A 24,017-nucleotide genomic window follows, 5' to 3' on the forward strand; every position below is an offset into this window, starting at 1 on the left:
AGTTACTCGCTGTTGGTCCGCACGCCCATGAACTGCAGCAGGAACTGGAACATGTTGATGAAGTCCAGGTAGAGGGTCAGCGCCCCCATGACCGCCAGCTTGGTCTGGGCACCCGGCTCCATGTTCTCCAGATACATCTCCTTCAGCCGCTGCGTGTCCCACGCGGTCAGGCCGGCGAAGATCAGCACGCCGGCGACGCTGACGGCGAACTGGATCGCGGTGGAGCCGACGAAGATGTTGACCACCATCGCGATGATCAGGCCGAACAGGCCGACCATCAGGAACGTGCCCATCACCGAGAGGTCGCGCTTGGTGGTGTAGCCATAGAGCGACAGGGCGCCGAACGCGGCCGCGGTGATGAAGAAGGTCCGGGCCACGCTCTCACCGGTGAACACCAGGAAGATCGAGGCCATGGACAGGCCCATCACGGCGCAGAAGGCCCAGAAGGTCATCTGTACCGCGGATACGCTCATCTGCTGGAGCCTAAAGCCCAGGAAGAAGATGAAGCCGAGCGGCGCCAGCATCACCACCCACTTGAGCGGCGAGGTGAAGATCGGGACGTAGATGGCTGGGGTCGCGGCCACGAACATCGCGATGATGCCGGTCAGCGCCAGACCCAGGCCCATATAGTTGTAGATCGACAGCATGTAGCGGCGCAGGCCCGCGTCGACCTGGTCGACCGCTACACGTCCGCCCATGCGCGCCAAGCGGGGATCCGTGCCGAATGCCATGTAACCTCCTCAGGGGCGGCGGCGACCTCAGGTGGCCGACGCTCATACCTGCAGAATATAGCGATCACCCATTGTGCATCAAGACCAGACGGCCGGATCCGGGTGCATGCGATAGTGATACATATCGTTACAATTCAGCGGGTTGACGACATTTTCCGAAGATCGTCGGCCGGGCCAAGGTCTCGTCACGATGAAGTGGCGGCCGGCCAAGATCATCGGCCGGCCCAGCGAGGCGGCCGCAAGACGAAACGGCACCACCCAAAAACGGCGACTTGCGGTGTCCGGCACGCCCATGCGTTCGTCTCGCGCGACCAGCCTCACGACGTGCGCAGGACCGGGGCTATCGGCCGGGCCAGGAGGCGCCAGGTCGAGACCGCCCCCACCAGCCCGGTCAGCACCACCGCCGCCAGCGCCAGCAAGCCGGCCGTACCGGGCTCGGCGGCAAAGCTTAGGTTCATGAACGGCCCCACCAGCACATAGGCGGCGATGCCGCCCACCAGCAGGCCCACCAGGGCGGACAGGAAGCCCAGGGCTGCGTGCTCGATCAGGAAGTGGCGCAGCAGGTCGGCGCGCGTCGCACCCAGCACCTTCATCAGAGCGGCCTGCTGGCGGCGCTGGCGGCGGGATGCGGCGAGCGCCCCCAGCAGCACCAGCAGCCCGGCCCCCAAAGTCACCGAGGCCACCGCCTGCACGGCGAAGCCGATCCGGCCCAGCACCATGCCGATCTGCCGGCTGACCTCACTGATCGAGATCGGCGTCACGTTGGGCAGGGCCTGCGCCATGGCGTCCAGCAGCGCCGGCTCCTGTTCCGGCGGCACCCGCACGGTCGAGACCAGGGTGTGCGGCGCCTGCTCCAGCAGGCCCGGGCTGAACAGGAACACGAAGTCGATCCGGGCCCGCGACCAGTCGATTTCCCGGCGCAGGTTGACGATGGTCGCCTCGATCGTGCGGCCCAGCACGTTGAAGGACAGGGTGTCGCCCACGCCGACGCCATAGCCCTCGGCGACGTCGTCCTCGACCGAGACCAGCGGCGGGCCACTATAGTCTTCCGGCCACCAGGAGCCGGCGACCAGCGGCTCGTCGCGCGGCGGGTCGGCGGTCCAGGACAGGCCGCGGTCGCGCCGAACCGTCCAGCGCACGTTCTCGCCGATCGCCGCCTCTTCGACCGGTACGCCCTTGATGCCCGACACCCGGGCGCGCAGCACCGGGGCGCGCTGGTCGAGCACAGCCTCGGGAAAGCGCGCCAGCACCTGGTCGAAGGCCTCGACCTGGTTCGGCTGGATGTCGATGAACACGACCGAGGGGGCGCGTTCCGGCAGGCTGTTCTGCAGTTCGGCGTCGAGCGACTGCTGGACGAACAGGACAGTGGCCAGGACCGACAGGGCGGTACCGGTCGCGACCACCACCGGGAGCGCGGTGGAGCCCGGCCGGTTCAGCCGCGCCAGGGACAGGCGCAGGACCAGCGGGCCATGGCGGGCGATCCGACCCACCAGCGCCAGTACCGCGCGCCCGAGCAGGGTGAGCAGGCCGGCGGCTACCAGCGCCGCCAGGGCGAAGCTGGCGCCGATCTCGGGCCTCGGTGTGGTGAGTGCGGCGAGCCCGCCCACCAGCAGCACGCCCAGCCCCAGTACCAGGAGGCGCGGCCGCCAGCCCCCGTGCCGCTGCTCGGCCGCGGCCGGGCGCAGGAGGGCCGCCACCGGCAGGTCGCGTGCGTCCAGGAGCGGCACGGCGGCGAACAGGAGGGCCGTCGCGATGCCCAGCAGGCCGGCGCGCAAGAGCGGCCAGGCGGCGAACACGTCGCCCAGCTCGAACGGGATCAGCTCGGCCGGCAGGAGGCGGGACAGCGAAGCCAGGGCATAGGCGCCGAGTGCCCCCAGCAGGGCCGCCAGCGTCGCCACCAGGGTCACCTGCAAGGCATAGACCAGCAGGACTTGGCCGGGCGTGGCGCCGAGCGCCTTCAGGGTGGCGATGCCGGCGCGGCGCTGGACCAGCCAGCCCTGCACGGCCAGGCCAATGCCGATCCCGCCGGTGAGCAGGGCGGCCAGGGCGGCGACCGTCAGATAGCTGGCCAGCCGGTCGGTGAAGCGCGCCACCTGCGGCTGGATCTCCTCCACCCCGCGCAGGCGGAACCGGGCACCGGGCGTGGTTTCGCGGATCGCGGCCTGGATGGCTGGGACATCAGTACCGTCCGGCAGGACGATGGCGCGTGACCAGGTGGTCACCGCACCCGGCAGGAGGATGCCGGCCTCGCGGATCGTGTCGATCGAGGCCACCACGCGCGGACCAAGGCCGTAGATGCCCTGGACCCGCTCGGGCTCGCTCACCAGGACCGCGCGGATGGTGACCAGCCCGTCGCCCAGGCGGATCCGGTCGCCGACCTCGACTCCCAGGCGCGGCAGGAGGGTGCGTTCCACCACCACCCCGCCATCGGCCAGCGCCTCGGCCACCGACAGCGGCGGGTCGAGCTCGACCTGGCCCAGCAGCGGCCAGGGCTGCTCCACGCCCTTCAGCGCAATGGCGAGGCTGCGCGACGAGCCGTCCTCGCCCCTGCCCTCGCTCATGGCGAGCCCGCTCATCCGCACGGTCGAGCGCGACGTGCTGCCCGCCGGCACGGCCGGGCCCAGTTCCTCGACCGTGATCGGCTCGCCCGAGGCCTCGGCCACGAGATCGCCGCCCAAGAGGCTGCGCGCATCGCGCTCGACCGCATGGTCCACCGCGGCGGAGAGCAGGCCCACCGCACCGATCGCCGCCACGCCGAGTGCCAGGCAGAGCAGCAGGAGCCAGAAGCTGCGCAGGCCGCCGCGCAGGTCGCGCAGGGCGAAGGACAGGGCGAACGGCAGGCGCCGCGTGATCGTGGCGGGCGTGCTCATGCCGGCTGCCGCAGCTTCTGGTCGGCGGAAGCGGCCAGATGCGGCGGGGCGGTCAGCCGGCCATCCTCCATCCGGCAGGTCCAGTCGCAGGCCTGGGCCAGCTCCGGGTCGTGGGTCACCAGCAAGAGCGTGGTGCCGCGCTGGCGGCGGAGCGCGAACAGCAGTTCCATGACATGCCCGCCATTGGCGCGGTCGAGATTGCCGGTGGGCTCGTCGGCCAGCAGGATGGTGGGCTCGGTGACCAGGGCGCGGGCCAGCGCGGTGCGCTGCTGCTCGCCGCCCGACATCTGCCCGGGATAATGGTCGATCCGGTGGGCCAGGCCCACCTCGGCCAGGGCCGCTTCCGCGCGCTCCAGCGCGTCGCGCCGGCCCATCAGCTCCAGCGGCACCGCGACGTTCTCCAGCGCCGACAGGGTCGGGATCAGGTGGAAGCTCTGGAACAGGATGGACAGCCGTCCGCGCCGGAACCGGGCCAGTCCGTCCTCGTCCAGCGTGGCGATGTCGACCCCGTCCACGATCGCCTTGCCGCCGGTCGGCCGCTCGATGCCGGCGATCACCGCGATCAGGCTCGACTTGCCGGAGCCGGACGGACCCACCACGCTCACTGCAGACCCTGCCGGGACCTGAAGGTCGACGCCCTTGAGGATCGAGACCCGTCCGGCGGCCCCTGTCAGATCGAGACGAAGGTCCACGAGATTGATCATCCGGTCCTCACATTCAGGCATTCGTGCACAGATGGCCAGCCAGGGCGCCGCCGGCAACCGCACGGCACCGATCCGCCGGCTCCTGGCCCTGCTGCGGCCATGGGCGGCAGCGGGCTTCGTCCTGCTCGCGGCCCTGGCCCCGGCGGGCCAGGTGCAGGCGCAGGAAGCAGCCTGCCGGATCGCGGTACTGGGCGATTCCCTGACCGCAGCCTATGGGCTTTCGGTGAACGAAGGATTTCCGGCGCGGCTCCAGGCAGCGTTACAGGCGTCCGGCCGGGACTGCCAGGTCATCGATGCCGGGGTGTCGGGCGACACCTCGGCTGGCGGGCTCGCCCGGGTCGACTGGGTGCTGGCGGACCAGCCCAGCCACCTGATCGTCGAGCTGGGTGCCAACGACGCGCTGCGTGCCCTGCCCACCGATCAGCTCGAGCGCAACCTCGACGCGATCATCGGCAAGGCTTCGGCCGCGGGCGTGCCGGTATTCCTGGCCGGGATGCTGGCCCCGCCAAATCTCGGCGCGGCTTATGGAAAGTCGTTCGCGCAGGTTTATCGGGACGTGGCGGAGCGCCATGACATCCCGCTCTACCCGTTCTTCCTCGATGGGGTGGCCGGCGACCGCACGCTCAACCTGCCCGACGGTATTCATCCCACCGCGGCCGGCATCGAGATCCTCGTCGAAAGGATCACGCCCGCGATCGGGCAATGGCTGGACAAGGTTTCCTGAGGCGCGGTCCGGAGGCGGCCGAGTGCTGGTCTTGCCGGGCCGATGGCAGATCTGCATCGCCGGGCTGCGGGATTGTGGAGAAATACGTGGAATGCGTGGATATCCTTGGCGGCTGAACGCCCGGCGCGCGGCTCCCGGAACGGCCGCCGGGTGGTGACGCCGGTTGCGTCTTCGCACGCCGCGAAGGAAAATCAGCGAAGGGGAAGCCGGCGGCAGCAGCCGCCCGCCATGGGATTTTCGGGGCGACGGCCAGACCGTCCCGGGCCCTGGGCGCCGAAAGGAAGATAACAATGTCCGAGACGTTTCCGGTCCCTGCCTCGTTCGCGCAGACGGCGCTGATCGACGACCTGACCTACCGCACCATGTACGCCCGATCGATCGAGGAGCCGGAGGCCTTCTGGGGCGAGATGGGCCAGCGCCTGCACTGGAGCAAGCCCTACACCAAGGTGAAGAACACCTCGTTCGACGGCGACGTCTCGATCAAGTGGTACGAGGACGGCGAGCTCAACGTCGCCTACAACTGCATCGACCGGCACCTGCCGCGGCACGCCAACCGCGTGGCGATCATCTGGGAGGCGGACAATCCCGAGTACGAGCGGATCGTCACCTACCGCGAGTTGCTCCGCCGGGTTTGCAAGATCGCGAACGTGCTCAAGGCGCACGGGGTCAAGAAGGGCGACCGGGTCACCATCTACCTGCCGATGATCCCCGAAGCGGCCTACACCATGCTGGCCTGCGCCCGGATCGGTGCGGTCCATTCGGTGGTGTTCGGCGGCTTCTCGCCGGATTCGCTGGCCGACCGGATCAAGGACTGCGGCAGCAAGCTCGTGGTCACCGCGGATGGCGGGCTGCGCGGCGGCAAGCCGGTGCCGCTCAAGGGCAATGTCGACGCGGCGCTGAAGAAGTGCCCGGACGACGTGAAGGTCCTGATGTTCCGCCATACCGGCATCGCGGTCGACATGCAGGAGGGCCGCGACTTCGACGCGTCGCACGAGGCGCGCGAGGCCAGCGAGGAATGCGCCTGCGAGCCGATGAACGCGGAGGACCCGCTGTTCATCCTCTACACCTCGGGCTCGACCGGCAAGCCGAAGGGCGTGTTGCACACGACCGGCGGCTACCTGGTCTTCGCCTCGCTCACCCACAAATACGTGTTCGACTACAAGGACGGCGACGTCTACTGGTGCACTGCCGATGTCGGCTGGGTGACCGGGCACAGCTACATCCTCTACGGCCCGCTCTCCAACGCCGCGACCACGCTGATGTTCGAGGGCGTGCCGAACTACCCGTCGGTCTCCCGGTTCTGGGAGGTCATCGACAAGCACCACGTCACGATCTTCTACACCGCCCCCACCGCGATCCGGGCGCTGATGCAGCAGGGCGACGAGCCGGTGAAGCGGACCTCGCGCGCGTCCCTGCGCCTGCTGGGCTCGGTAGGCGAGCCGATCAACCCGGAGGCCTGGCTCTGGTACCATCGGGTGGTGGGCGACGGGCGCTGCCCGATCGTGGACACTTGGTGGCAGACCGAGACCGGCGGCATCCTGATCTCGCCGCTGCCCGGCGCCACCGTGCTCAAGCCCGGCTCGGCGACCCGGCCGTTCTTCGGCGTGAAGCCGGCGCTGGTCGACAATGACGGCAAGCTGATCGAGGGGGCCGGCGAGGGCAACCTGGTGATGCTGGACAGCTGGCCCGGCCAGATGCGCTCGGTCTATGGCGACCACGAGCGGTTCGTGCAGACCTATTTCTCGACCTTCAAGGGCATGTACTTCACCGGCGACGGTGCCCGCCAGGACGAGGACGGCTACTGGTGGATCACCGGCCGGGTCGACGACGTCATCAATGTTTCCGGCCACCGCATGGGCACGGCCGAGGTGGAAAGCGCCCTGGTGGCACACCCGGCGGTCGCCGAGGCCGCGGTGGTGGGCTTCCCGCACGACATCAAGGGCCAGGGCATCTACTGCTACGTGACCCTGCAGAAGGACATCGAGCCGTCGCAGGCGCTGCGCGATGACCTGGTGAAGTGGGTGCGCAAGGAGATCGGACCGATCGCCACGCCGGACTTCATCCAGTGCGCGCCGAACCTGCCCAAGACCCGCTCGGGCAAGATCATGCGCCGGATCCTGCGCAAGATCGCGGCGAACGAGCATGACCAGCTGGGCGACACCAGCACGCTCGCCGACCCGTCCGTGGTGGCCGACTTGGTGGCGAACCGGCTGAAGCGCTAGGCACGATCCCCCGCCGGTCGGCGGTTCCAGTCCGGCTGGAGCCGCCCCGGCGGATGTACGCGGCCGAGGCCAGAAAACAAAAAAGGGCGGTCCAGTCCGGGCCGCCCTTCTCCCTGTTCGGGAGCGTAATGCCAGCTATGCTGTACGTCCTGGGGGGGAACCGCTCACATCGCTGTCCCATGACGACTAGTCCATCTCCAGGGGTTTCACAACAGTAATCTGACTCCGTCGCAACAGACTGTGCCGTCTGCGCCACGGTGTGGCAGCGAGACGGATGCAGAAACCTGTAGTGGCAGGACTGAGGCTGCGGGTTCCCATGGTGACGGGATCTTTCCGGTCACGGCCTAACCGCCGGGTTGGACCAAGATGGGAGGAGGCTGGGGGGCAACCAGCCTGTCACCTGTGGTTCGGAGGCTTCAGGACCCGCAGCCGCAATCATGGCGGGATCGTCATGTTCGATGGCGCGGGGCCGGAGCAGCTAGCCGCCGGCGATAGGACCGCCCGGCTCAGCGGGCGGCCAGACGCTCCCTGGCCACCCGCTCCTCGGCGCCGGGCGCGTCCGCCGGGCGCTTTTGCCGCAGGGGCTTCTGGCCCAGGAGCAGCATGCGGGTGACGGTGAAGCGGCCGGCCGCCAGTTCGACCAGGATCGGCAGGCCCAGCCCGCCGGCCAGCATGATCACGAACATCACGTAAGGATCGTGGATGCCGAGCTTGGGCAGCACCATGCGCAGCCCGGCCACGCCGAACATGTGGAACAGGTAGATCCCGTAGGAGTAGTTGCCGATCACGCCCAGACCACGGTTGGTCCAGCCGGTCCGCATGATCAGCATGCAGAACGCCGCGCCGAACAGGAGGCCGATCGGGCTCTCGCGCGAGACGGGATGGTCCAGATAGCCCAGCAGGCCGGCCTGGGTGACCACGACGCCGACGGCGACCAGCGCCCAGGCGATCGGCACCCCGCCCGGCCGGGCCAGCGGATCGCCGAACCGGCCGAAATACAGGCCCAGCAGGAAGAACGGCAGCAGGAACAGGGCGCCCTGGATCGAGAAATACTGGAGCTGGACCAGGTCGCCGGCACAGATCACCGCGGCCAGGATCAGCGCCGCCACGACCGCCGCGCGCTGCACGAGCAGGCCGAACGAGTCGAGGAACGCCACCAGCACGAAGATCATGAAGATCGCCTGGAGGAACCAGAAATGCTCATAGGGGTATACGGGCAGCCAGACGACGCCCAGCAGCTCGCTGGCCGTCATGCCCTTGGAAACGCCCGAGATGATGAACTGGAGCGTGCCGACCACCAGGAGCGGGATCAGCAGCCGGCGCGCCTTGCCGATCAGGAAGCCGCCGACATGCTGGCCCGGCGACACGCTGCGGAAGGTGTAGACGATGCCGGCCACGAAGGCGAATAGCGGCATGCGCAGATACTGGAACGACTCCGCCAGGTGGCGCAGCAGGGTGCCGTCCCCCATCAGCAGGCCGCGGTCGGGCGCGCTGCCGATCGTGTGGTAGGCGACCAGGAAGATGCAGGCCAGGCCGCGCAATGTCTGGATGGATTGCTTCAAGGCGTTTCTTGCTCCGGCCCGCCGCGACCAGCGATCACTGCCCGGCAAGATACATTGCGGGCGGGCACTGTTCGAGCGGCATGGGCGAGGGTGCGTGAAGTAGCGACGTTGATGCCCGAACAAGGGTCGGCCAGTCGAGATTCGCGCAGCGTCAGCCGAATGGCAAGTGGGCGCAATGGCTCACGTTACATGCCGTTCATAATCAACTTTGTGTTTCATCGCTTCCGAGCAATGCCAACAAGGCGAGGACGATTCAACAGTCGGCGGTCGCCGCGTGATGCCGAGGAAGACGGCAGATTTCCGGTGCTAGGCCGCCGTCACGAGGCCTGCTGGGCATGCCGCAGCGGCCAGTCGCGCCGCTCGCGCGGGGCCGGGGCCGCGAGCTTGCGCAGCATCGGCTGGGGCTGGCCGTAGAGCATGTTTTCCAGCCGCTGCTTGTCGGCCACCGTCTCCGCCAGCTCGCTCCGGGCCTCACCCAGCTCGCGCAGGCCGGCCTCCAATTGCCCCTCCAGCCGGTCGAGCTCGCGATAGGCCGCCAGCAGCGCCTGGTCGCCCTCGTCGATCCGCGCCAGCATCTGCTTCTGGCGCCGCTCGAAATGATGGCTGATCTCCGCCAGCATCACGGCCTCGCGCTCGCGATACCAGCGGCCGACGCCGTAGCCCGCCAGAACCATGCCGGAAAGGAAAGCCAGCGCTGCGAGCATGGTGCACCTATCGCTTTGTCGCGGCCAGGAGGCCCGCTACTTCGCGTCGGCGCAAGAGGATACAAGGGCGCATCCGGAAATACGGCTGAATCTGCCCGCTCGACCCGCCCAGTCCCGATCCAGAAGATGAATGCGGCTCAGGAAGTGAAGAATGCCGGGTCGAACCGGACGGTCCCGGCGGCGCGCCCCGGCCCGAGCCTCATGGCCTGGAAATATCCGGCCGGCAGGCCCGGCAGCACCAGGTCGGGATCAGGGGCAAAGCCGAACCGGCGGTAATAGGCCGGGTCACCCAGCACCACGCAGCCGGCCGCCTGGCGCGCGCGCAATCGCTCCAGCCCGGCTGCCACCAGCGCTCGGCCGATCCCCTGAAGCTGCCAGGAGGGCGCCACCGCCAGCGGGCCCAGGCCGAACCAGCCGGCACTGCCATCCGAGATCGTCACCGGCGAGAAGGCCACGTGGCCGACCAGTTCCGCGCCGGCCGTCGCCACCAGGGACAGGGCGAGCCGGCCGGAGCGGCGCAGCTCGGCCACGATCGCCGCCTCGGTGCCGCTGCGATGTGGCGCCGTTGCGAAGGCAGCGGTGATCAGTGCCGCGATCGCCGCCTCGTCCCCTGCCCGTTCCGGGCGGACCGCCACGCTCACCTCAGGCCCGGTCCAGGATCAGGTCGGCCGCCTTCTCCGCGATCATCATGCTCGGGCTGTTGGTGTTGCCCGAGGTGATGGTCGGCATCACCGAGGCGTCGGCGACCCGCAGCCCGTCCAGCCCGTGCACCTGCAGGCGCGGCGACACGACCGCCCCCCGGTCGTCCTCAGGCCCCATGCGGCAGGTGCCGGCCGGGTGGAAGATCGTGGTGCCGAGGTCGCCCGCGGCGCGGATCATCCCGGCCTCGTCCTGCACCATGCTGCCCGGCCGCAACTCCTCCGTGACGTAGCGGGCCAGGGCGGGTGCGGCACAGATCCGCCGGGTGACCCGGATCGATTCCACCGCGACCTGCCGGTCCTCGTCGGTAGCCAGGTAGTTCGGCCGGATGGCGGGATGGACCCGCGGGTCGGCGCTGGTGACCCGGACCTCACCGCGGCTGGTCGGCCGCAGGTTGCATACCGAGGCGGTAAACGCCGGGAACGGATGGAGCGGGTCGCCGAACTTGTCGAGCGAGAGCGGCTGGACGTGGTACTCGATGTTGGGCGTGGCAAAGCGCGGGTCGGAGCGGGTGAAGGCGCCCAGCTGCGAGGGCGCCATGGTGAGCGGCCCCTTGCGGAACAGAAGATATTCCAGCCCCATGCGGCCCTTGCCGAACATCGAGCCGACCCGCTCGTTCAGCGTGCCGATCCCCTGGACGCGATAAACCAGGCGGAGCTGCAGATGGTCCTGGAGGTTGGCGCCGACACCCGGCAGGTCGTGGCGCAGCTCGATGCCGGTCTCCGACAGCCAGTCGCCGCGGCCGATGCCCGAGCGCTGCAGGAGTGCCGGGCTCATCACCGCACCGGCGCAGGAGATCACCTCGCGCCGTGCCCGCACGGTGCGGCCGTCCACCAGCGCCACCCCGATGCAGCGCCGCCCGTCGAACAGGAGGTGGCGCGCCTCCGCCTCGGTCACGATCCGCAGGTTCGGCCGCTTGAGGGCCGGGCGCAGGAACGCCTTGGCGGCAGTCCAGCGCACCCCCTTCTTCTGGTTGACCTGGAAGTAGCCGCAGCCCTCGTTGTCGCCGGTATTGAAGTCGTTGGTCTTGGGGATGCCGACCTCCGCACAGGCTTCCCGGAACGCGTCTAGGATCGGCCAGGAGATCCTGGGATTCTCGACCCGCCACTCGCCGCCGGCCCCGTGCAGCTCCGAGCTCCCGCCGACGAAGTCCTCCATGCGCGTGAAGCAGGGCAGCACGTCGTCCCAGCCCCAGCCGACATTGCCCAGCTGGCGCCAATGGTCGTAGTCCGCCGCTTGGCCGCGCATGTAGATCATGCCGTTGATCGCGGAGCAGCCGCCCAGCACCCGGCCGCGCGGGTAGTTCAGGCTGCGCCCGTTCAGGCCCGGCTCCGGCTCGGTCCTGAAGCACCAGTCGGTGCGGGGGTTGTTCTGGGTGTAGAGATAGCCGATCGGGATGTGGATCCAGATCCAGTTGTCCCGCCCGCCGGCCTCCAGCAGGCAGACCCGCACGGATGGATCGGCCGACAGCCGGTTGGCCAGCACGCAGCCGGCCGAGCCCGCCCCGACGATGACATAGTCGAATTCGCCCAGATCCACCGCGACCATCCCTCCCCGGCTCGCTGCGCGATCAGTGCCGGGCTTGGCCGGCTGGGGCAAGCAGCAGCGGCGCCGGCACGACCACGGATGGCTCCGGCACCGACGACTACGGTTGCACCGTTGCAGCCGCCAACAAGGCCGCCGGCCTCAGCGCCGCGCCAGCTCGCAGAAGCGGCCGCCGGTCAGGCGCTGCAGATCGTCCGGGGTCAGGCGGAACACCGCATCGGGAGCCCCCGCCGCCGCCCAGATCTCCGGCAGCCCCGCCAGGTCGGCATCCAGGAACACGGCGACGGCCGGATCATGCCCGACCGGCGCCACGCCGCCCACCGGGTAGCCGGTCCTCGCCAGCACGAACGCGGGATCGGCCCGCCCGACCTTCTCGCCGAGCAGGGCCGCCAGCTTCTTCTCGTCGACCCGGTTGGCGCCCGAAGCCACCACCAGCACGGGATCACCGCTCGCCCGCCGGAACACCAGCGACTTGGCGATCTGGGCAATGGTGCAGCCGATCGCGGCAGCCGCATCGGCAGAGGTGGCGGTGCTCTGGTCGAATCGGCGCACCGGGTAGTTCGGCCCCAGCACGCGCCGGACCCGCTCCACGGGAGTTTCGGCATCGGTCATGCCGCATCTTCTACACCGGCGACGGTGCAGGTCGAGCCCGCGCGAGGCGGTGACGATGCCCTAAGAGGCACCGCCACCGCCACCCGACGATCATCAAACCGGGCGTTTCATCCGGCACGGCGTCTTGGCGCGCCATGTTCCGGATCATAGCACGAAGATTGCGGGAGCTTCATGAAAAAATGGAACGGGCCATGGCGAGCGGCATCTCGGGATAGGTCCGCAAGAAACGGATAGCCGGGCCACCGGCCCCAGCAGCATCCGGCAGGCGCCAACCCACACCGTCTGCCACGGATGCCGATGCCATCCTCTCGCCCCCACGCGCCGATGACTTCTGCCGAATGGGCCATGCTGCTGACGCTGGCCGCCTTCTGGAGCGGCTCCTTCCTGTTCAATGCGGTGGCGGTGGCCGAACTGCCCGTCCTTTCGGTGGTGACCCTGCGGGTCGCCCTGGGCGCCCTGCTCCTGCAGCTGGTCCTGCGGGCAGCGGGCCAGCGGCTTCCTGGCGGGGCCCGTCTCTGGGGCGCCTTCGGCGTGATGGGTCTCCTGAACAACTGTCTGCCGTTCGGGCTGATCGTCTGGGGCCAGCAGCATCTGGCCAGCGGTGTCGCCGCGATCCTGAATGCCGCCACGCCCCTGTTCACCGTGCTGCTCGCCCACGCGCTGACCACGGACGAGAAGCTGACCCGGGCCCGGCTGAGCGGCGTGATGCTGGGCTTCATGGGCGTGGCCGTGCTGATCGGGGGCGACGCGCTCCAGGCCCTGGGCAATGGCCTGACCGCCCAGCTGGCCTGCCTGGGCGCTGCCATCAGCTACGCGCTGGCCGGCATTTTCGGCCGACGCTTCCGCGTCCTGGGGGTGAGCCCCATGGCCGGTGCCGCCGGGCAGCTCACCGCTTCCAGCCTGCTGCTCGTCCCGGTCACCCTGCTGGCCGACCGCCCCTGGCTGCTGCCCATGCCGAGCGCGGCCGCGCTGTGGGCCCTGCTCGGCCTGGCACTCCTGTCGACCGCGCTGGCCTATGTCCTCTACTTCCGGCTCCTGGCCACGGTCGGCGCCACCAACCTCCTGCTGGTCACCCTGCTGGTCCCGCCCGGCGCCATCCTCCTGGGCAGCCTGTTCCTCCACGAGCCCCTGCAGCCGCGCCAGCTGGGCGGCACGGCCCTGATCGCGCTCGGCCTGGGCGTGATCGATGGGCGGCTGCTGCGGATGGTCATGCGGTTGCTGGGAAAGAGACAGCCGACCTAGGGGGCTGGGGCTTTATCGAGCTGACCGGGACCAACTACGTCTGATGTTCGGGCGGACCGTTGCGGATCGTATGAAGCACCTCGCGGGCAAAGACCGTGAAGGCGCTCCAGCACGCCGGTCGAATGATCTCGCTCAGGGCGATGCTGGGCCAGCCGGCCGGATTGCCTGTGGCCGCCACCTCTGCCGGCAGCGCCTGGAAGCGCGCGAGCAAGGCGACGCGGCTGGGCGTGTCCTGGAAGCCCGGCACCCAGGTCAAGTTGCGCAGCGACAGCTCCAGGCGCCCGCTGCTCTTGCGCAGCAAGAAGGGCCAACTCGGCTTCCCGTCGCTGCGCCTGAGCCGCGTACACAAGGAGACTTGGTTGTCGGTGAAGACCACCTCGCAGCCATCCTCCCTGAACCATCGGATCAGTTGCTCGGCGCCAGCTCTGGCGGCCGGCCCGAACTGCGCCTCGACCGCCCCCAGCCATTCCAGTTCGCTGGCCGGTTCACTCGGCGGCAGCACCGCCTTGCCACTGCGCGCCCGCTCGGTGGCTCCGACCAGTCGGGGGACCAGCGTGCGGTGGCCCGTGACACTCGTGAACTGGTCGATCTCAATGGCCAGCACCTCCGCCGGGCGCATTTGTTCGTTCAGAAACTCCACGATTCTCGTAAGTTCACGTGGGATGTGATCGGCGGCGAATACGAGCCGGATCCGACCAGACCGCAGGTTGGCTTCCACTTGGCGCCAGAAAGTTTCTGGATCATTGCCCTGCAAGAAGGCCGCAAGTAGGTCATCCGGATCTTGTCCATTGGCCGTAGCGGTTGCTGCAAAGGCGGCCGTGATCTGATCAATCGGCCAGAATGCGATGCCGTTTGCAGCATAATCAAGCATCTGTGCGACCACGTCACGCCGCGCTCGCGTATCGGTCGCACGCTTCACCTCGACCAGGACGGGCACGGCCTCGCGGTCGAGAAACAGGTGATCAAGGTACCAGCGAGAGTTTGCCTGCGCGTCGGGAACCGGCTGCTCACGCCGGACCAGGAGGAGCGCACCAGCTTCGCCTGCCACCTGGTTCAGCAGAGCCGGATGCCGGCTGATCAGTTCCTGCAGAAACAGTTCGGAATCGTACGGGCTGCGCTGCAGCTCCGTGAACTGTCCTTCCGCATCAATCTGGTAGATATGCTCGCTCAAGGTTAACCCCGCCGGAACTGGAGCATACCCATTTCGGGCCTGCCCCGTCGCCTCCCAATCTCGCAGGGGCAGATTAAGAAGGTTCTGTTAAGAGCACCAACCCGTTACTGGCCACCACACCGTGCTTTCCAGGATGCATTCAGTGCCGGTGCACCTCAGCAGTCCACCACGCTGACCGGCACCTCGACCACGTTCACGGCAAGCCCGCCGCGGGCGGTTTCCTTGTACTTGGTCTTCATGTCGGCTCCGGTCTCGCGCATGGTGCGGATCACCTTGTCCAGGCTGACGAAGTGCTCGCCGTCGCCGCGCAGCGCCATGCGGGCGGCGTTGATCGCCTTCACCGAGGCCATGGCGTTGCGCTCGATGCAGGGGATCTGGACCAGGCCGCCGATGGGGTCGCAGGTCAGGCCCAGATTGTGCTCCATCGCGATTTCAGCGGCGTTCTCGACCTGGCGCGGGCAGCCGCCCATGACCTCGGCCAGACCGGCCGCCGCCATCGAGCAGGCGGAGCCGACCTCGCCCTGGCAGCCGACCTCCGCACCCGAGATCGACGCGTTCTCCTTGAACAGGATGCCGATGGCGCCGGCGGTCAGCAGGAAGCGGCAGATGCCGTCCGCGTTCTGGCCGGGCACGAAACGGGCGTAGTAGTGCAGCACGGCCGGGATGATGCCGGCGGCACCGTTGGTGGGGGCGGTGACGACCCGGCCGCCTGCGGCATTCTCCTCGTTCACGGCGAGCGCGTAGAGGTTCACCCAGTCGATGATGGTGAGCGGGTCGGTGAGCGAGCGCTCGGGCTCGGCCAGGAGCTTTTCGTAGAGGGTGCGGGCGCGCCGGCGCACCTTGAGCCCGCCCGGCAGCACGCCCTCGCGGCAGCAGCCGTTCTGCACGCAGGCCTGCATCACCGCCCAGATCTCCAGGAGGCGGCGGCGGATCTCGGCCTCGTCGCGCCAGGCCCGCTCGTTGGCCAGCATCACGTCGCTGATCCGAAGCCCCGTATCCCGGCAGATCGCCAGCAACTGGTCGCCGGTGGTGAACGGGTGGGGCAATGGCGTGCGGTCGGGCTTGATCCGGTCGGCTCCGGCCTCGGCCTCGTCCACCACGAAGCCGCCACCCACCGAGTAATAGACCGCGGCATGCAGTTCCCTGCCCGCCTCGTCCAGGGCGGCGAAGCGCATCCCGTTCGGGTGGAACGGCAGGCTGCGCTTGCGGTGCAGGACGAGGTGGGTGCCTTCGGCGAACGGCACCTCGTGCCGGCCGAGCAGGGAGAGGCACTTGTTCGCCCGGATCGCCGCCACCCGCTCGGTGATGCGCAGGACGTCGACGCTCTCGGGGGCCTCGCCCTCCAGGCCCAGCATCACCGCACGGTTCGAGCCGTGGCCGACGCCGGTGGCGCCCAGCGAGCCGAACAGTTCCGCCTTGACCGAAGCGGTCCGTTCCAGGAGGCCGGATTCGGCCAGGGCCAGGGCGAAGCTCCGGGCGGCGCGCATCGGGCCCACCGTGTGCGACGAGGACGGGCCGATCCCGATCTTGAAGAGGTCGAAGACGCTGATCGACATCAGCTCAGGTAAACCATTGCCAGGACATGCGCCTATGATGGCACAGACGGCGCCGTGCGGCTTCCACGCAAGCAGCCGATCCGCTTCGGATCACGACACTCTCCACGCCTTGCTCCTGCCACCCATGTCTTGCCCATGCCACGAGCCCGGCCTAGCTGTGCAGCCGTTCTTCCACGGCACCGATGCCGTCAACCCCAGCCCAAACGGAACCGTAGCGCATGCACAGGCTCGTCCTAGCCCTGCCCTTCCTCGTCCTGGCGGCCGCTCCCGCCAGTGCCGAGCCGGCGGACAACGAGGCGATCCGCCAGGCGCTGAGCGGCCATACGGTCGAGGGGGAGATGGCCCTCACCGGGCCCTATGTCGAGTATTACGATGCGGACGGCAGCATCCGCAGCCGCGACTACGAGGGCAGCTGGCGGGTGCGCGACGACCGGATGTGCTTTCGCTACGGCGAGGAGCCGGCCACCTGCTACGAGGTCGAGATCGACGGGCAGTCCGTGACCTGGCTCAAGGACGGCCAGGAGAACGGCAGGGGCACGATCGTGCCCGGCAACCCGAACGGGTTCTGAAGCGGCGATGACCGCCTATGCCCGGCTGGGGGTCCGCCCGATCATCAACGCCAAGGGGCCGGCGACCCGCCTCTCGGGCGGGCCGATCGCGCCGCCCGTGCTGGCGGCGATGGCCGAGGCTGCGGCCGCCTGCGTCGACATGGCCGAGTTGCAGGCAGCGGCGTCCAGGCAGATCGCTACCGTGACCGGTGCGGAGGCGGGCCTGGTCACCAGCGGTGCCGCGGCCGGCCTGCTGCTCGCCACCGCTGCGGCGGTGACCGGGCTCGACCCTGGCCGGATGGCCCGGCTGCCGCACACGCGCGGCATGAGGAACCAGGTGCTGGTGGCGCGCTCCCAGCGCAATTTCTACGACCATGCGGTGCGCACCGCCGGCGTGCGGCTGGTCGAGGTCGGGCTGCCCGACCGGTTCGCCGGGGCCGGGGTACGCGACGCGGAGGCCTGGGAGTTCGAGGACGCGCTGGGGCCGGACACGGCGGCGATCCTCCATGTCGCAGGACCGGACGCCCAGCCGGCGCTGCCGGAATTGGTGGCGGTGGCGCGGGCCGCCGGCATCCCGGTGATCGTCGATGCCGCGGCCCAGTTGCCGCCGGCCGCCAATTTGCGCCGCTTCATCGACGAAGGTGCGGATCTGGTGGCCTTCTCGGGCGGCAAGGCCCTGGGCGGGCCGCAGGCATCGGGCATCCTGGCCGGCCGGCGCGACCTGATCATGGCGGCCGCCTTGCAGATGCTGGACCTGGATGTCTGGCTGGAGCAGTTCCGGCCCGATCCGGCCTTCATCGACCTGACGCGGCTCAAGGGGCTGCCGCCGCACGGGATCGGCCGGCCGTGCAAGGTCGGCAAGGAGCAGATCGTAGGCTTGCTGACCGCGCTCGACCTGTTCCTGGCCGAGGACGACGATGCGCGCACCGCGCGCTGGACGGGGCTGCTCGAGGAGCTGCAGGGCCGGCTCGGTGGCATTCCCGGCCTGACCGTCTCCCTGGTGCCGGGCAGCGTGCCGCTCCTGCGGCTCCAACTGGTGGAGCGGGAGGCTTGGCCGGTGGTGATGGCCCTGGAAACCGGCAGCCCGTCGCTCCGGCTGGACGCCGAGCGGCACCGCAGCGGCTGCCTGTTCATCAACCCGATCTGCCTGCAGCCGGCCGAGCTGGCACCCCTGGCCGATCGCCTGCGCGAGGTGCTGGCATGACGGTCCTGCCTGCCCGGACGGTCAGCGTGGCGATCGACCGGCCCTGGGACGAGGTGAACGCCTATCTGTCGGTGCCGGAGAATTTCCCGGCCTGGGCTTCCGGGCTCGGCCGCAATTTCCGTGCGGACGGTGACGGCTTCCTGGTCGACGGGCCGGACGGCAGCTGGCATGTGCGGTTCACCCCGCCCAACCCGTACGGTGTGCTGGACCATGACGTGACCGCACCGGACGGCACCCGCACCCATAATGCGATGCGGGTGATCCCGAACGGGGATGGCTGCCTGGTGATGTTCACCCTCTTGCGCGCGGACGGGGTGACGGAGGAAAAGTTCACCGCCGATGCGGCGTGGGTGCAGCGCGACCTCCAAGCGCTGAAGTCCCTGCTCGAAACGGCGACCGCCTGAGCCGACGGACGACCCCATGAGCATGGCTGCCACGCCAACCGACCGAGTCCCGGCCGGTCCCGCCGCAACACCGCAGGCTGCGCCGTGCAGCATGCGCTGACCCGTTCCCCGCCCAGCGGATCAATGGCGGCACGGCTGGCCGAGCCCCGTGTGGTGCTGGGCATCCTCGCCCTCTGGCTCCTGCTCCATGCGGTGCTGCGCCTCCTCACCGGCCCGACGCTCGGCATGGACGACGCGGAGCAGGCGCTCTCGGCGCAGGCCTGGTCCTGGGGCTACCGGACCGAGCAGCCGCCGCTGTTCACCTGGCTCCTGCTCCTGCTGGAGCCGGTGCTGGGGGTCGGACACGTGCCGATCACCGTGCTGCGCTACCTGTTCCTGGGCGGCTGTTGCCTGGCTTACTGGCAGGCGGCGCGCCTGTGGCTCGGCGATGACGGGCGGGCGGCGGTGGCGGTCCTGGCCCTGCCGGCCATGTACACGTTCGGCTGGTACGCCCAGGTCGACCTGACCCATTCGACGGTGCTGGCGACCGCGGTCGCGGTCCTGCTCTGGCTGTCGGCCCGGCTGGCCAGGCGCCAGACCTACCTGGACTATTTCCTGCTGGGCGTGACGCTGGGCCTGGGCGTGCTCGGCAAGTGGAACTTCGCCCTCGCCGGCCTGGCCCTGGTACTGACCGGCCTGATCCTGCCCGAGTTGCGCCGCGTCGTGCTCCATCCGGGCACGCTGCTGGCCGCCGCCGTGGCCCTCGTGATCGTCCTGCCGAACGCCTGGTGGCTGCTCGGGCACAAGTCGATGGGCGAGGCCGGGACGGCGGTGCTGGTGCGCGGTGCGAGGAGCCAGCTGGCCAGCCTGGGCGACCTCCTGGTGGCGGCCCTGGCCTTCGCCCAGCCCTGGCTGGTCCTGGCCGGCATCCTGTTCCTGCCCTCGCTGCGCCGCTGCCGCCGGGAGCAGGTCGCCCGGCCGGCGGTGCGGGTGCTCGGCACCTATGTGATCATCGCCCTCCTGCTCCACGCCCTCTTGGTCGTGCCCTTCGGCGGCGTGAACTACAGCGAGCGCTGGATGATCGGCCCGCTCCTGCCCCTGCCGATCCTGTTCGCCGCCTTTCTCGCCCCGCAGCACCTGCCGATCGGCCGCTGGCTCGCCGTGTTGGCCGTGCTGGTGGTGGTGACGCTCGGCATGCGCGTGGCCATCCCGCTGGCCGGCGGCGATGCCTGCCTGGGCAAGTGCCGGATCCTCTATCCGTTCGATGCCATCGCCGACGGGCTGCGCCAGGCAGGCTTCCGGGACGGGACGGTGGTGGTCGGCGACCTCCATCTGGGCGGCAACCTGCGCGTGCGCATGCCGCAATCCCGAGTGGTCGAAACGAGCGCACCGCCCGGCGTGTTCGGCCCGCCCACCGGCAATGGCCAGTGCCTGCTCGCCTGGATCTCGCCCGAGCCGGGCACCCCGCCTCCGCCGGAACTGCTGGAGGGAGCCCGGGCCAAGCTCGGCGTCGATGCGTCGCTGCCGGCGCGGCGCGGCGCGGTCACTGCCCCGCTGCTGGGGGCGGTCGAGCGGCGGTTGTCGATCGGCTATCTGCTGTTCGAGCAGCCGAACGGGGAGTGCCGATGAACGCGCCCTTGCGCAGCCATGCCGTGCCGGCCGCCACCGCGGCGCTGGACCTGGCGGTGGTGATCCCGATCAAGGACGAGGCCGGGACGCTGGACGAGCTGACCCGCCGGATCCTAGCGGTCTGTGCCGAGCATAGCCTCCCGCTGCGCGAGGTGATCCTCGTCGACGATGGCTCGACCGACGGTTCCTGGGCCGAGATCGAGCGGCTGGCAGCGGAGCGGCCGAAGCTGCGCGGCCTGCGCCTGCGGCGCAATTTCGGCAAGGCCACGGCGCTGGACCTGGGCATCCGCGAGGCCCAGGCCGCGGTCGTGGTCACCATGGACGCCGATCTGCAGGACGATCCGGCCGAGCTGCCTCGCTTCATGGCCGAGATCGCCACCGGGCTGGACGTCGTTTCGGGCTGGAAGCAGATCCGCCACGACCCGGCGCACAAGACCCTGCCGAGCCGGCTGTTCAACCTCGTCACCGCGAAAGTGTCGGGCGTGCCGCTGCACGACTTCAACTGCGGGTTCAAGGCGTACCGGCGCGAGGTGTTCACCGACATCCGCCTTTATGGCGAGCTGCATCGCTTCGTGCCGCTGCTGGCCCATGGCCTGGGGTTCGAGGTGGGCGAGCTGGTGGTGACGCACCATCCGCGCCGGCACGGCAAGTCCAAGTACGGGCTCCAGCGCCTCCTGCGCGGTGCCGTGGACCTGCTCACCGTGCTGACCATCACCCGCTATGACCAGCGGCCGGGCCACCTGTTCGGCGGGGCGGGCGTCGCGATTGGCGCGGCGGGTGCGCTGATCCTCTTCTACCTGTTCTGCCTGAAAGTATTCGCCGGCGAGCTGATCGGCCACCGGCCGCTGCTCCAACTGGCCATCCTCCTGGTGATCGTGGGCGTGCAGACCGTGCTGTTCGGCATGCTGGCCGAGCTGATCAACGCCCGGACCCGGCCGGTGGAGAGTGGCAACCTGATCCGGGCGCGCACCGGCGGCCCCGGCGAATGAGCCGGCGGACCCTCGGCACGCTCGTAGCGATCCTGCTGACCGGCCTGTTCTTCTGGTGGCTCGCGGCCAGCCAGCGCTTGGCGCCGGTGCTGGAGGGGCTGGCGGCGGTCGACCTGCGCATCCTCCTCCTGGCCTTCCCGCTGGTGGTGCTCCTCCAGCTAGGGAGGGCCGGGCGGTTCGTGCTGCTGCTGGAGCGGATGCGCAGCGGCGGGCTGCTCGCGAGCTTCCGCATCTCCTGCGTCCATATCGCGCTCAACTTCCTCCTGCCCTTCAAGCTGGGCGAGGCCGCCTTTCCGTTGCTGGCACGCCGGCTGATGGGCGTGGACCTGGCGGCCGGCACCGGTGCCCTGCTCACCGTGCGCCTGCTCGACCTGGGCGCACTTGGCGCCATGCTGGCGCTGTCCGCGAGCTGGGCGGTCCCGGCCCTGGCGCAGTGGCGCTGGCTGGCGGCACTGGCGGCCTGCCTGGCGCTGGCGGCCCCGCTGCTGCTGGTGCTGGGCGGCCGGCTGGTGGTGCATCGGGTGCAGAAGCTCGCGACCGTGGCGGAGGTGCTGGCACGTGCCCGGGCCCGGCACACGTTCGGCCGGGTCACCGCCCTGTCCCTGCTGGTCTGGTTCTGCCATGCCGCCGTGGCATGGCTGGCGTTTGCCTCGCTCGGCCAGCCGGTCGACCTCGCGACCGCAGTGTTCGCCGGCACGTGTGCCAACCTGGCCTTCGCCCTGCCCTTCCAGGGCATCGCCGGGCTCGGGCCCGTCCAGGCGGCGTTCGCCTGGGCCGCCAGCAGTGCCGGCGTGCCGCTGCCGCAGGCGATCACCGCCGCCCTCGCCTGCCACGCCATCCTGCTCGTCTCGGGCTGCCTCCTGGGTGCCCTGGCGGTGCTGATGGAGCCGCGGCTGCAATGGTGGCGCCGGGCGGAGCCGCGGGTCGCCGACTAGCGGCCGGTCAGGCGGCGAGGCCCGGCCGGCCAGACGCGGTGGCCGTCACCACCGCTTCGACGAAGATCGAGCCGCCCTCGATCCCGTCCACCATCGTGACCTGCTCGTCCAGGCTGATCGCGACCTCGCCGGCACCCGCGGCCAGGGCCCTGGCGCGGGCCTGCCGCTCCGCCTCGAGACGGGCATGGGCCAGGGCGTCGGCCAGGACGAGGGTGTCGAACGGGCCGCCGGCGCCATGGACGCGCAGCCGGTCCTGGCCGATCCTGCCGATCGTCACCTGCACCTGCTGGATCACGTCGCCGGCCACGGCACCCAGCGCGTTGCTGACCTCGGCAAAGGGTGGGATCACGGCGGCCGTGCCCAGGCGGGCACAGGCCTCGGGATAAAGCAGCCGGGCGGGGGCGCCGATCGCGACCACGGGCAGGCCCAGAGTGACCTGCGGGCGGACCAGCCCGCCGGTTTGGCCGGACACGGCGCGCTCCAGCAGCGGCGCGGCCGCCGTCTGGTCGGGCAGGCCGTCCTCGGCACAGGCAGCGCCCAGCAGCGCCAGGGCGGTCTGGCGGGTGGCGAGCTCCATCACCAGGCGGGCGAAGTTCTCCGGATCCTCCAGCCCCTCGTCCTTGTCCACCAGCGATTCCAGCCGGCCGCGCAACCTGGCCCCCAACACCGCCGCCTCGCGATTCCAGTTGCCCTGGAGGCCCAGCACATGGGCGGCATCGGAGGGCGTGAAGGCCGAGCGGATCACCAGGCCGCGGTCGATCAGCCGGGTGAGCTGGCGATCGGCATGGCGACGCTCGCACAGCTCGTCCAGCGCCATCGGGCCCTCACCCAGCCACTCCCAGACCTCGCGCTGGAGGCGCGGCAGCACGGCGGGATCCGGCAGGGCGCGCAGGCGCAAGGCGAACATCCCGTCCAGCGGGCGCCAGAACGGCCGCGCGAGCTGGGTTTCCAGCTCCTTCAGCACGGCGGGATGCTGGTGCGCCAGGAGCGAGAGCGGCACGGCGCGCCTGGGCCCCAGCACCAGGCGGCGATGCTCGTCGCGGCGAAGCTCGCTGTCGCCGCCGAGCCCCACCGTGTGGACGGCGATCGCCTCGACCATGGTGCGGAACCGGCCGACCTTGGCACCCGCCGCATCCAGTTCCGGCCGCCCGCCACGCAGAAAGGCGATGTCGGTGGTGGTGCCGCCGATGTCGGACACCAGCGTGTCGCTCAGGCCGGACAGCTTCGCGGCACCGACCACGCTCGCCGCCGGCCCGGACAGGATGGTCTCGACCGGCCGTTGCAATGCGGTGGCGGCGGTGACCAGCGAGCCGTCGCCCTTGGTCACCATCAGCGGGGCGGTGATGCCGCGGCTGGCCAGCAGATCCTGCACGCCGCCGACCAGGCGGTGGATATCGCCGATCAGCCGGGCGTTCAGCAGCGTGGTCAAGGCCCGGCGGGTGCCGTCCAGGCGCGCGGTCAGCTCGTGCGAGCAGGTCACGGGACGACCGGTCGCCTCGGCCAGCAGCCGGGCGGCACGCCGCTCGTGGGCCGGGTTGCGCACCGCGAAATGGCCGGTGACCGCGAACGCATCCACCTGCCCAGCCAGCCGGCCGGCCTCGGCCAGGAGGGCCGCCTCGTCCAGCGGCGCCTGCTCCGATCCGCTGGCGTCGTGGCCGCCCGCCACGAAGATCGCAGGATCACTGCGCAGCGCTTCCTTCAGGTCGGCCCGCTCCAGCGCGTCGGGGCCAAAGCCGATCAGCACCAGGGCCACTGGCCCGCCATGGCCTTCCACCAGCGCGTTGGTGGCGAGCGTGGTGGATAGGCCGACCAGCTCGACCGGCGGCGGCGCTTCGCCCAGCACCTGCGCCACCGCTTCCGCCACGCCCAGTGCCAGGTCGTGCTTGGTGGTCAGCGACTTGGCCGCCCGCACCACCCCTTCTGCCGGCGTGTAGAGCACCGCGTCGGTATAGGTGCCGCCGGTATCGATCCCGAGCCTGAACCGCAA

At 70.0% G+C, this 24,017-nt stretch carries 20 protein-coding genes; 9 read left to right on the forward strand and 11 right to left on the reverse strand.

Features of this window, described 5'->3' with window-relative positions; translation table 11 throughout:
- Window positions 1-2 precede the first annotated feature (2 nt).
- The 3 genes from HLA95_RS09525 to HLA95_RS09535 form a co-directional block, all read right to left on the reverse strand.
- Window positions 3-698 carry a Bax inhibitor-1/YccA family protein gene (locus HLA95_RS09525; protein WP_322100120.1) on the reverse strand — a complete coding sequence of 232 codons (696 nt, stop codon included), beginning with the start codon at window positions 696-698 and terminating at the stop codon, window positions 3-5.
- A 350-nt stretch (window positions 699-1,048) separates the two neighbouring features.
- Window positions 1,049-3,601, reverse strand: coding sequence for an ABC transporter permease (locus HLA95_RS09530; protein ID WP_222183105.1), 2,553 nt, complete (start codon window positions 3,599-3,601; stop codon window positions 1,049-1,051).
- Window positions 3,598-4,305, reverse strand: a complete 708-nt coding sequence (locus HLA95_RS09535) for an ABC transporter ATP-binding protein (RefSeq protein WP_222183107.1) — start codon at window positions 4,303-4,305, stop codon at window positions 3,598-3,600. The genes HLA95_RS09530 and HLA95_RS09535 overlap by 4 nt, the downstream gene beginning before the upstream one ends.
- A 31-nt stretch (window positions 4,306-4,336) precedes the next feature.
- On the opposite strand from HLA95_RS09535, the gene HLA95_RS09540 reads away from it, so the two are divergent.
- Window positions 4,337-5,029, forward strand: coding sequence for an arylesterase (locus tag HLA95_RS09540; protein WP_191059943.1), 693 nt, complete (start codon window positions 4,337-4,339; stop codon window positions 5,027-5,029).
- Between the two features lie 290 nt (window positions 5,030-5,319).
- Window positions 5,320-7,251, forward strand: coding sequence for an acetate--CoA ligase (acs, locus tag HLA95_RS09545; protein WP_191059944.1), 1,932 nt, complete (start codon window positions 5,320-5,322; stop codon window positions 7,249-7,251).
- A 506-nt stretch (window positions 7,252-7,757) separates the two neighbouring features.
- On the opposite strand, the gene HLA95_RS09550 is transcribed toward acs, so the two are convergent.
- From HLA95_RS09550 to HLA95_RS09570, 5 genes are all read right to left on the reverse strand, one after another.
- Complete coding sequence (locus tag HLA95_RS09550) at window positions 7,758-8,813, reverse strand: acyltransferase family protein (protein WP_191059945.1); 1,056 nt, start codon at window positions 8,811-8,813, stop codon at window positions 7,758-7,760.
- Between the two features lie 317 nt (window positions 8,814-9,130).
- Window positions 9,131-9,517: a hypothetical protein gene (locus tag HLA95_RS09555; protein ID WP_191059946.1), complete on the reverse strand. Its 387-nt coding sequence runs from the start codon at window positions 9,515-9,517 to the stop codon at window positions 9,131-9,133.
- 137 nt (window positions 9,518-9,654) lie between these two features.
- Window positions 9,655-10,158, reverse strand: coding sequence for a GNAT family N-acetyltransferase (locus HLA95_RS09560; RefSeq protein WP_222183109.1), 504 nt, complete (start codon window positions 10,156-10,158; stop codon window positions 9,655-9,657).
- Between the two features lies 1 nt (window position 10,159).
- A complete protein-coding gene (locus tag HLA95_RS09565) occupies window positions 10,160-11,764 on the reverse strand; it encodes a GMC family oxidoreductase (protein WP_191061972.1) in 1,605 nt (534 codons plus the stop codon).
- A gap of 138 nt (window positions 11,765-11,902) precedes the next feature.
- Window positions 11,903-12,373, reverse strand: coding sequence for a YbaK/EbsC family protein (locus HLA95_RS09570; RefSeq protein ID WP_191060631.1), 471 nt, complete (start codon window positions 12,371-12,373; stop codon window positions 11,903-11,905).
- A 345-nt stretch (window positions 12,374-12,718) separates the two neighbouring features.
- On the opposite strand from HLA95_RS09570, the gene HLA95_RS09575 reads away from it, so the two are divergent.
- Window positions 12,719-13,615 carry a DMT family transporter gene (locus HLA95_RS09575; protein ID WP_255513235.1) on the forward strand — a complete coding sequence of 299 codons (897 nt, stop codon included), beginning with the start codon at window positions 12,719-12,721 and terminating at the stop codon, window positions 13,613-13,615.
- A 34-nt stretch (window positions 13,616-13,649) separates the two neighbouring features.
- Here the strand turns inward: HLA95_RS09575 and HLA95_RS09580 are convergent, their stop codons facing one another.
- The gene (locus HLA95_RS09580) at window positions 13,650-14,786 is read right to left on the reverse strand and encodes a PDDEXK family nuclease (RefSeq protein ID WP_191060633.1); all 1,137 of its coding nucleotides are present in this window, start codon (window positions 14,784-14,786) and stop codon (window positions 13,650-13,652) included.
- A 155-nt stretch (window positions 14,787-14,941) separates the two neighbouring features.
- Complete coding sequence (locus HLA95_RS09585) at window positions 14,942-16,342, reverse strand: L-serine ammonia-lyase (protein WP_191060634.1); 1,401 nt, start codon at window positions 16,340-16,342, stop codon at window positions 14,942-14,944.
- A 218-nt stretch (window positions 16,343-16,560) separates the two neighbouring features.
- Here HLA95_RS09585 and HLA95_RS09590 point away from each other — a divergent pair, with 218 nt between their 5' ends.
- From HLA95_RS09590 to HLA95_RS09615, 6 genes are all read left to right on the forward strand, one after another.
- Entirely contained in the window at window positions 16,561-16,911 is a 351-nt protein-coding gene (locus tag HLA95_RS09590; protein ID WP_191060635.1) for a hypothetical protein, read from the forward strand.
- A 7-nt stretch (window positions 16,912-16,918) separates the two neighbouring features.
- Window positions 16,919-18,094, forward strand: a complete 1,176-nt coding sequence (locus HLA95_RS09595) for a hypothetical protein (RefSeq protein ID WP_222183111.1) — start codon at window positions 16,919-16,921, stop codon at window positions 18,092-18,094.
- The gene (locus HLA95_RS09600; RefSeq protein WP_191061127.1) at window positions 18,091-18,498 is read left to right on the forward strand and encodes an SRPBCC family protein; all 408 of its coding nucleotides are present in this window, start codon (window positions 18,091-18,093) and stop codon (window positions 18,496-18,498) included. Before HLA95_RS09595 ends, HLA95_RS09600 begins: the two co-directional genes overlap by 4 nt.
- A gap of 84 nt (window positions 18,499-18,582) precedes the next feature.
- Window positions 18,583-20,106 carry a glycosyltransferase family 39 protein gene (locus tag HLA95_RS09605; protein ID WP_191061128.1) on the forward strand — a complete coding sequence of 508 codons (1,524 nt, stop codon included), beginning with the start codon at window positions 18,583-18,585 and terminating at the stop codon, window positions 20,104-20,106.
- Window positions 20,103-21,095, forward strand: coding sequence for a glycosyltransferase family 2 protein (locus HLA95_RS09610; protein WP_191061129.1), 993 nt, complete (start codon window positions 20,103-20,105; stop codon window positions 21,093-21,095). Before HLA95_RS09605 ends, HLA95_RS09610 begins: the two co-directional genes overlap by 4 nt.
- Entirely contained in the window at window positions 21,092-22,030 is a 939-nt protein-coding gene (locus HLA95_RS09615; RefSeq protein ID WP_222183113.1) for a lysylphosphatidylglycerol synthase transmembrane domain-containing protein, read from the forward strand. The genes HLA95_RS09610 and HLA95_RS09615 overlap by 4 nt, the downstream gene beginning before the upstream one ends.
- Window positions 22,031-22,037: 7 nt before the next feature.
- Here HLA95_RS09615 and HLA95_RS09620 read toward each other — a convergent pair whose 3' ends face one another.
- Complete coding sequence (locus HLA95_RS09620; protein WP_222183115.1) at window positions 22,038-24,017, reverse strand: hydantoinase/oxoprolinase N-terminal domain-containing protein; 1,980 nt, start codon at window positions 24,015-24,017, stop codon at window positions 22,038-22,040.

Source organism: Geminicoccus harenae (assembly GCF_019800005.1).
In the GTDB taxonomy this organism is placed as follows: domain Bacteria; phylum Pseudomonadota; class Alphaproteobacteria; order Geminicoccales; family Geminicoccaceae; genus Geminicoccus; species Geminicoccus harenae.

Coding starts and splice junctions, on each gene's coding strand:
- HLA95_RS09525 (WP_322100120.1), bottom strand. CDS start 698: ATGGGCGGACGTGTAGCGGTCGACCAGGTCGACGCGGGCCTGCGCCGC.
- HLA95_RS09530 (WP_222183105.1), bottom strand. CDS start 3,601: ATGAGCACGCCCGCCACGATCACGCGGCGCCTGCCGTTCGCCCTGTCC.
- HLA95_RS09535 (WP_222183107.1), bottom strand. CDS start 4,305: ATGATCAATCTCGTGGACCTTCGTCTCGATCTGACAGGGGCCGCCGGA.
- HLA95_RS09540 (WP_191059943.1), top strand. CDS start 4,337: ATGGCCAGCCAGGGCGCCGCCGGCAACCGCACGGCACCGATCCGCCGG.
- acs (WP_191059944.1), top strand. CDS start 5,320: ATGTCCGAGACGTTTCCGGTCCCTGCCTCGTTCGCGCAGACGGCGCTG.
- HLA95_RS09555 (WP_191059946.1), bottom strand. CDS start 9,517: ATGCTCGCAGCGCTGGCTTTCCTTTCCGGCATGGTTCTGGCGGGCTAC.
- HLA95_RS09565 (WP_191061972.1), bottom strand. CDS start 11,764: ATGGTCGCGGTGGATCTGGGCGAATTCGACTATGTCATCGTCGGGGCG.
- HLA95_RS09570 (WP_191060631.1), bottom strand. CDS start 12,373: ATGACCGATGCCGAAACTCCCGTGGAGCGGGTCCGGCGCGTGCTGGGG.
- HLA95_RS09575 (WP_255513235.1), top strand. CDS start 12,719: ATGCTGCTGACGCTGGCCGCCTTCTGGAGCGGCTCCTTCCTGTTCAAT.
- HLA95_RS09585 (WP_191060634.1), bottom strand. CDS start 16,342: ATGTCGATCAGCGTCTTCGACCTCTTCAAGATCGGGATCGGCCCGTCC.
- HLA95_RS09590 (WP_191060635.1), top strand. CDS start 16,561: ATGCACAGGCTCGTCCTAGCCCTGCCCTTCCTCGTCCTGGCGGCCGCT.
- HLA95_RS09595 (WP_222183111.1), top strand. CDS start 16,919: ATGACCGCCTATGCCCGGCTGGGGGTCCGCCCGATCATCAACGCCAAG.
- HLA95_RS09600 (WP_191061127.1), top strand. CDS start 18,091: ATGACGGTCCTGCCTGCCCGGACGGTCAGCGTGGCGATCGACCGGCCC.
- HLA95_RS09610 (WP_191061129.1), top strand. CDS start 20,103: ATGAACGCGCCCTTGCGCAGCCATGCCGTGCCGGCCGCCACCGCGGCG.
- HLA95_RS09615 (WP_222183113.1), top strand. CDS start 21,092: ATGAGCCGGCGGACCCTCGGCACGCTCGTAGCGATCCTGCTGACCGGC.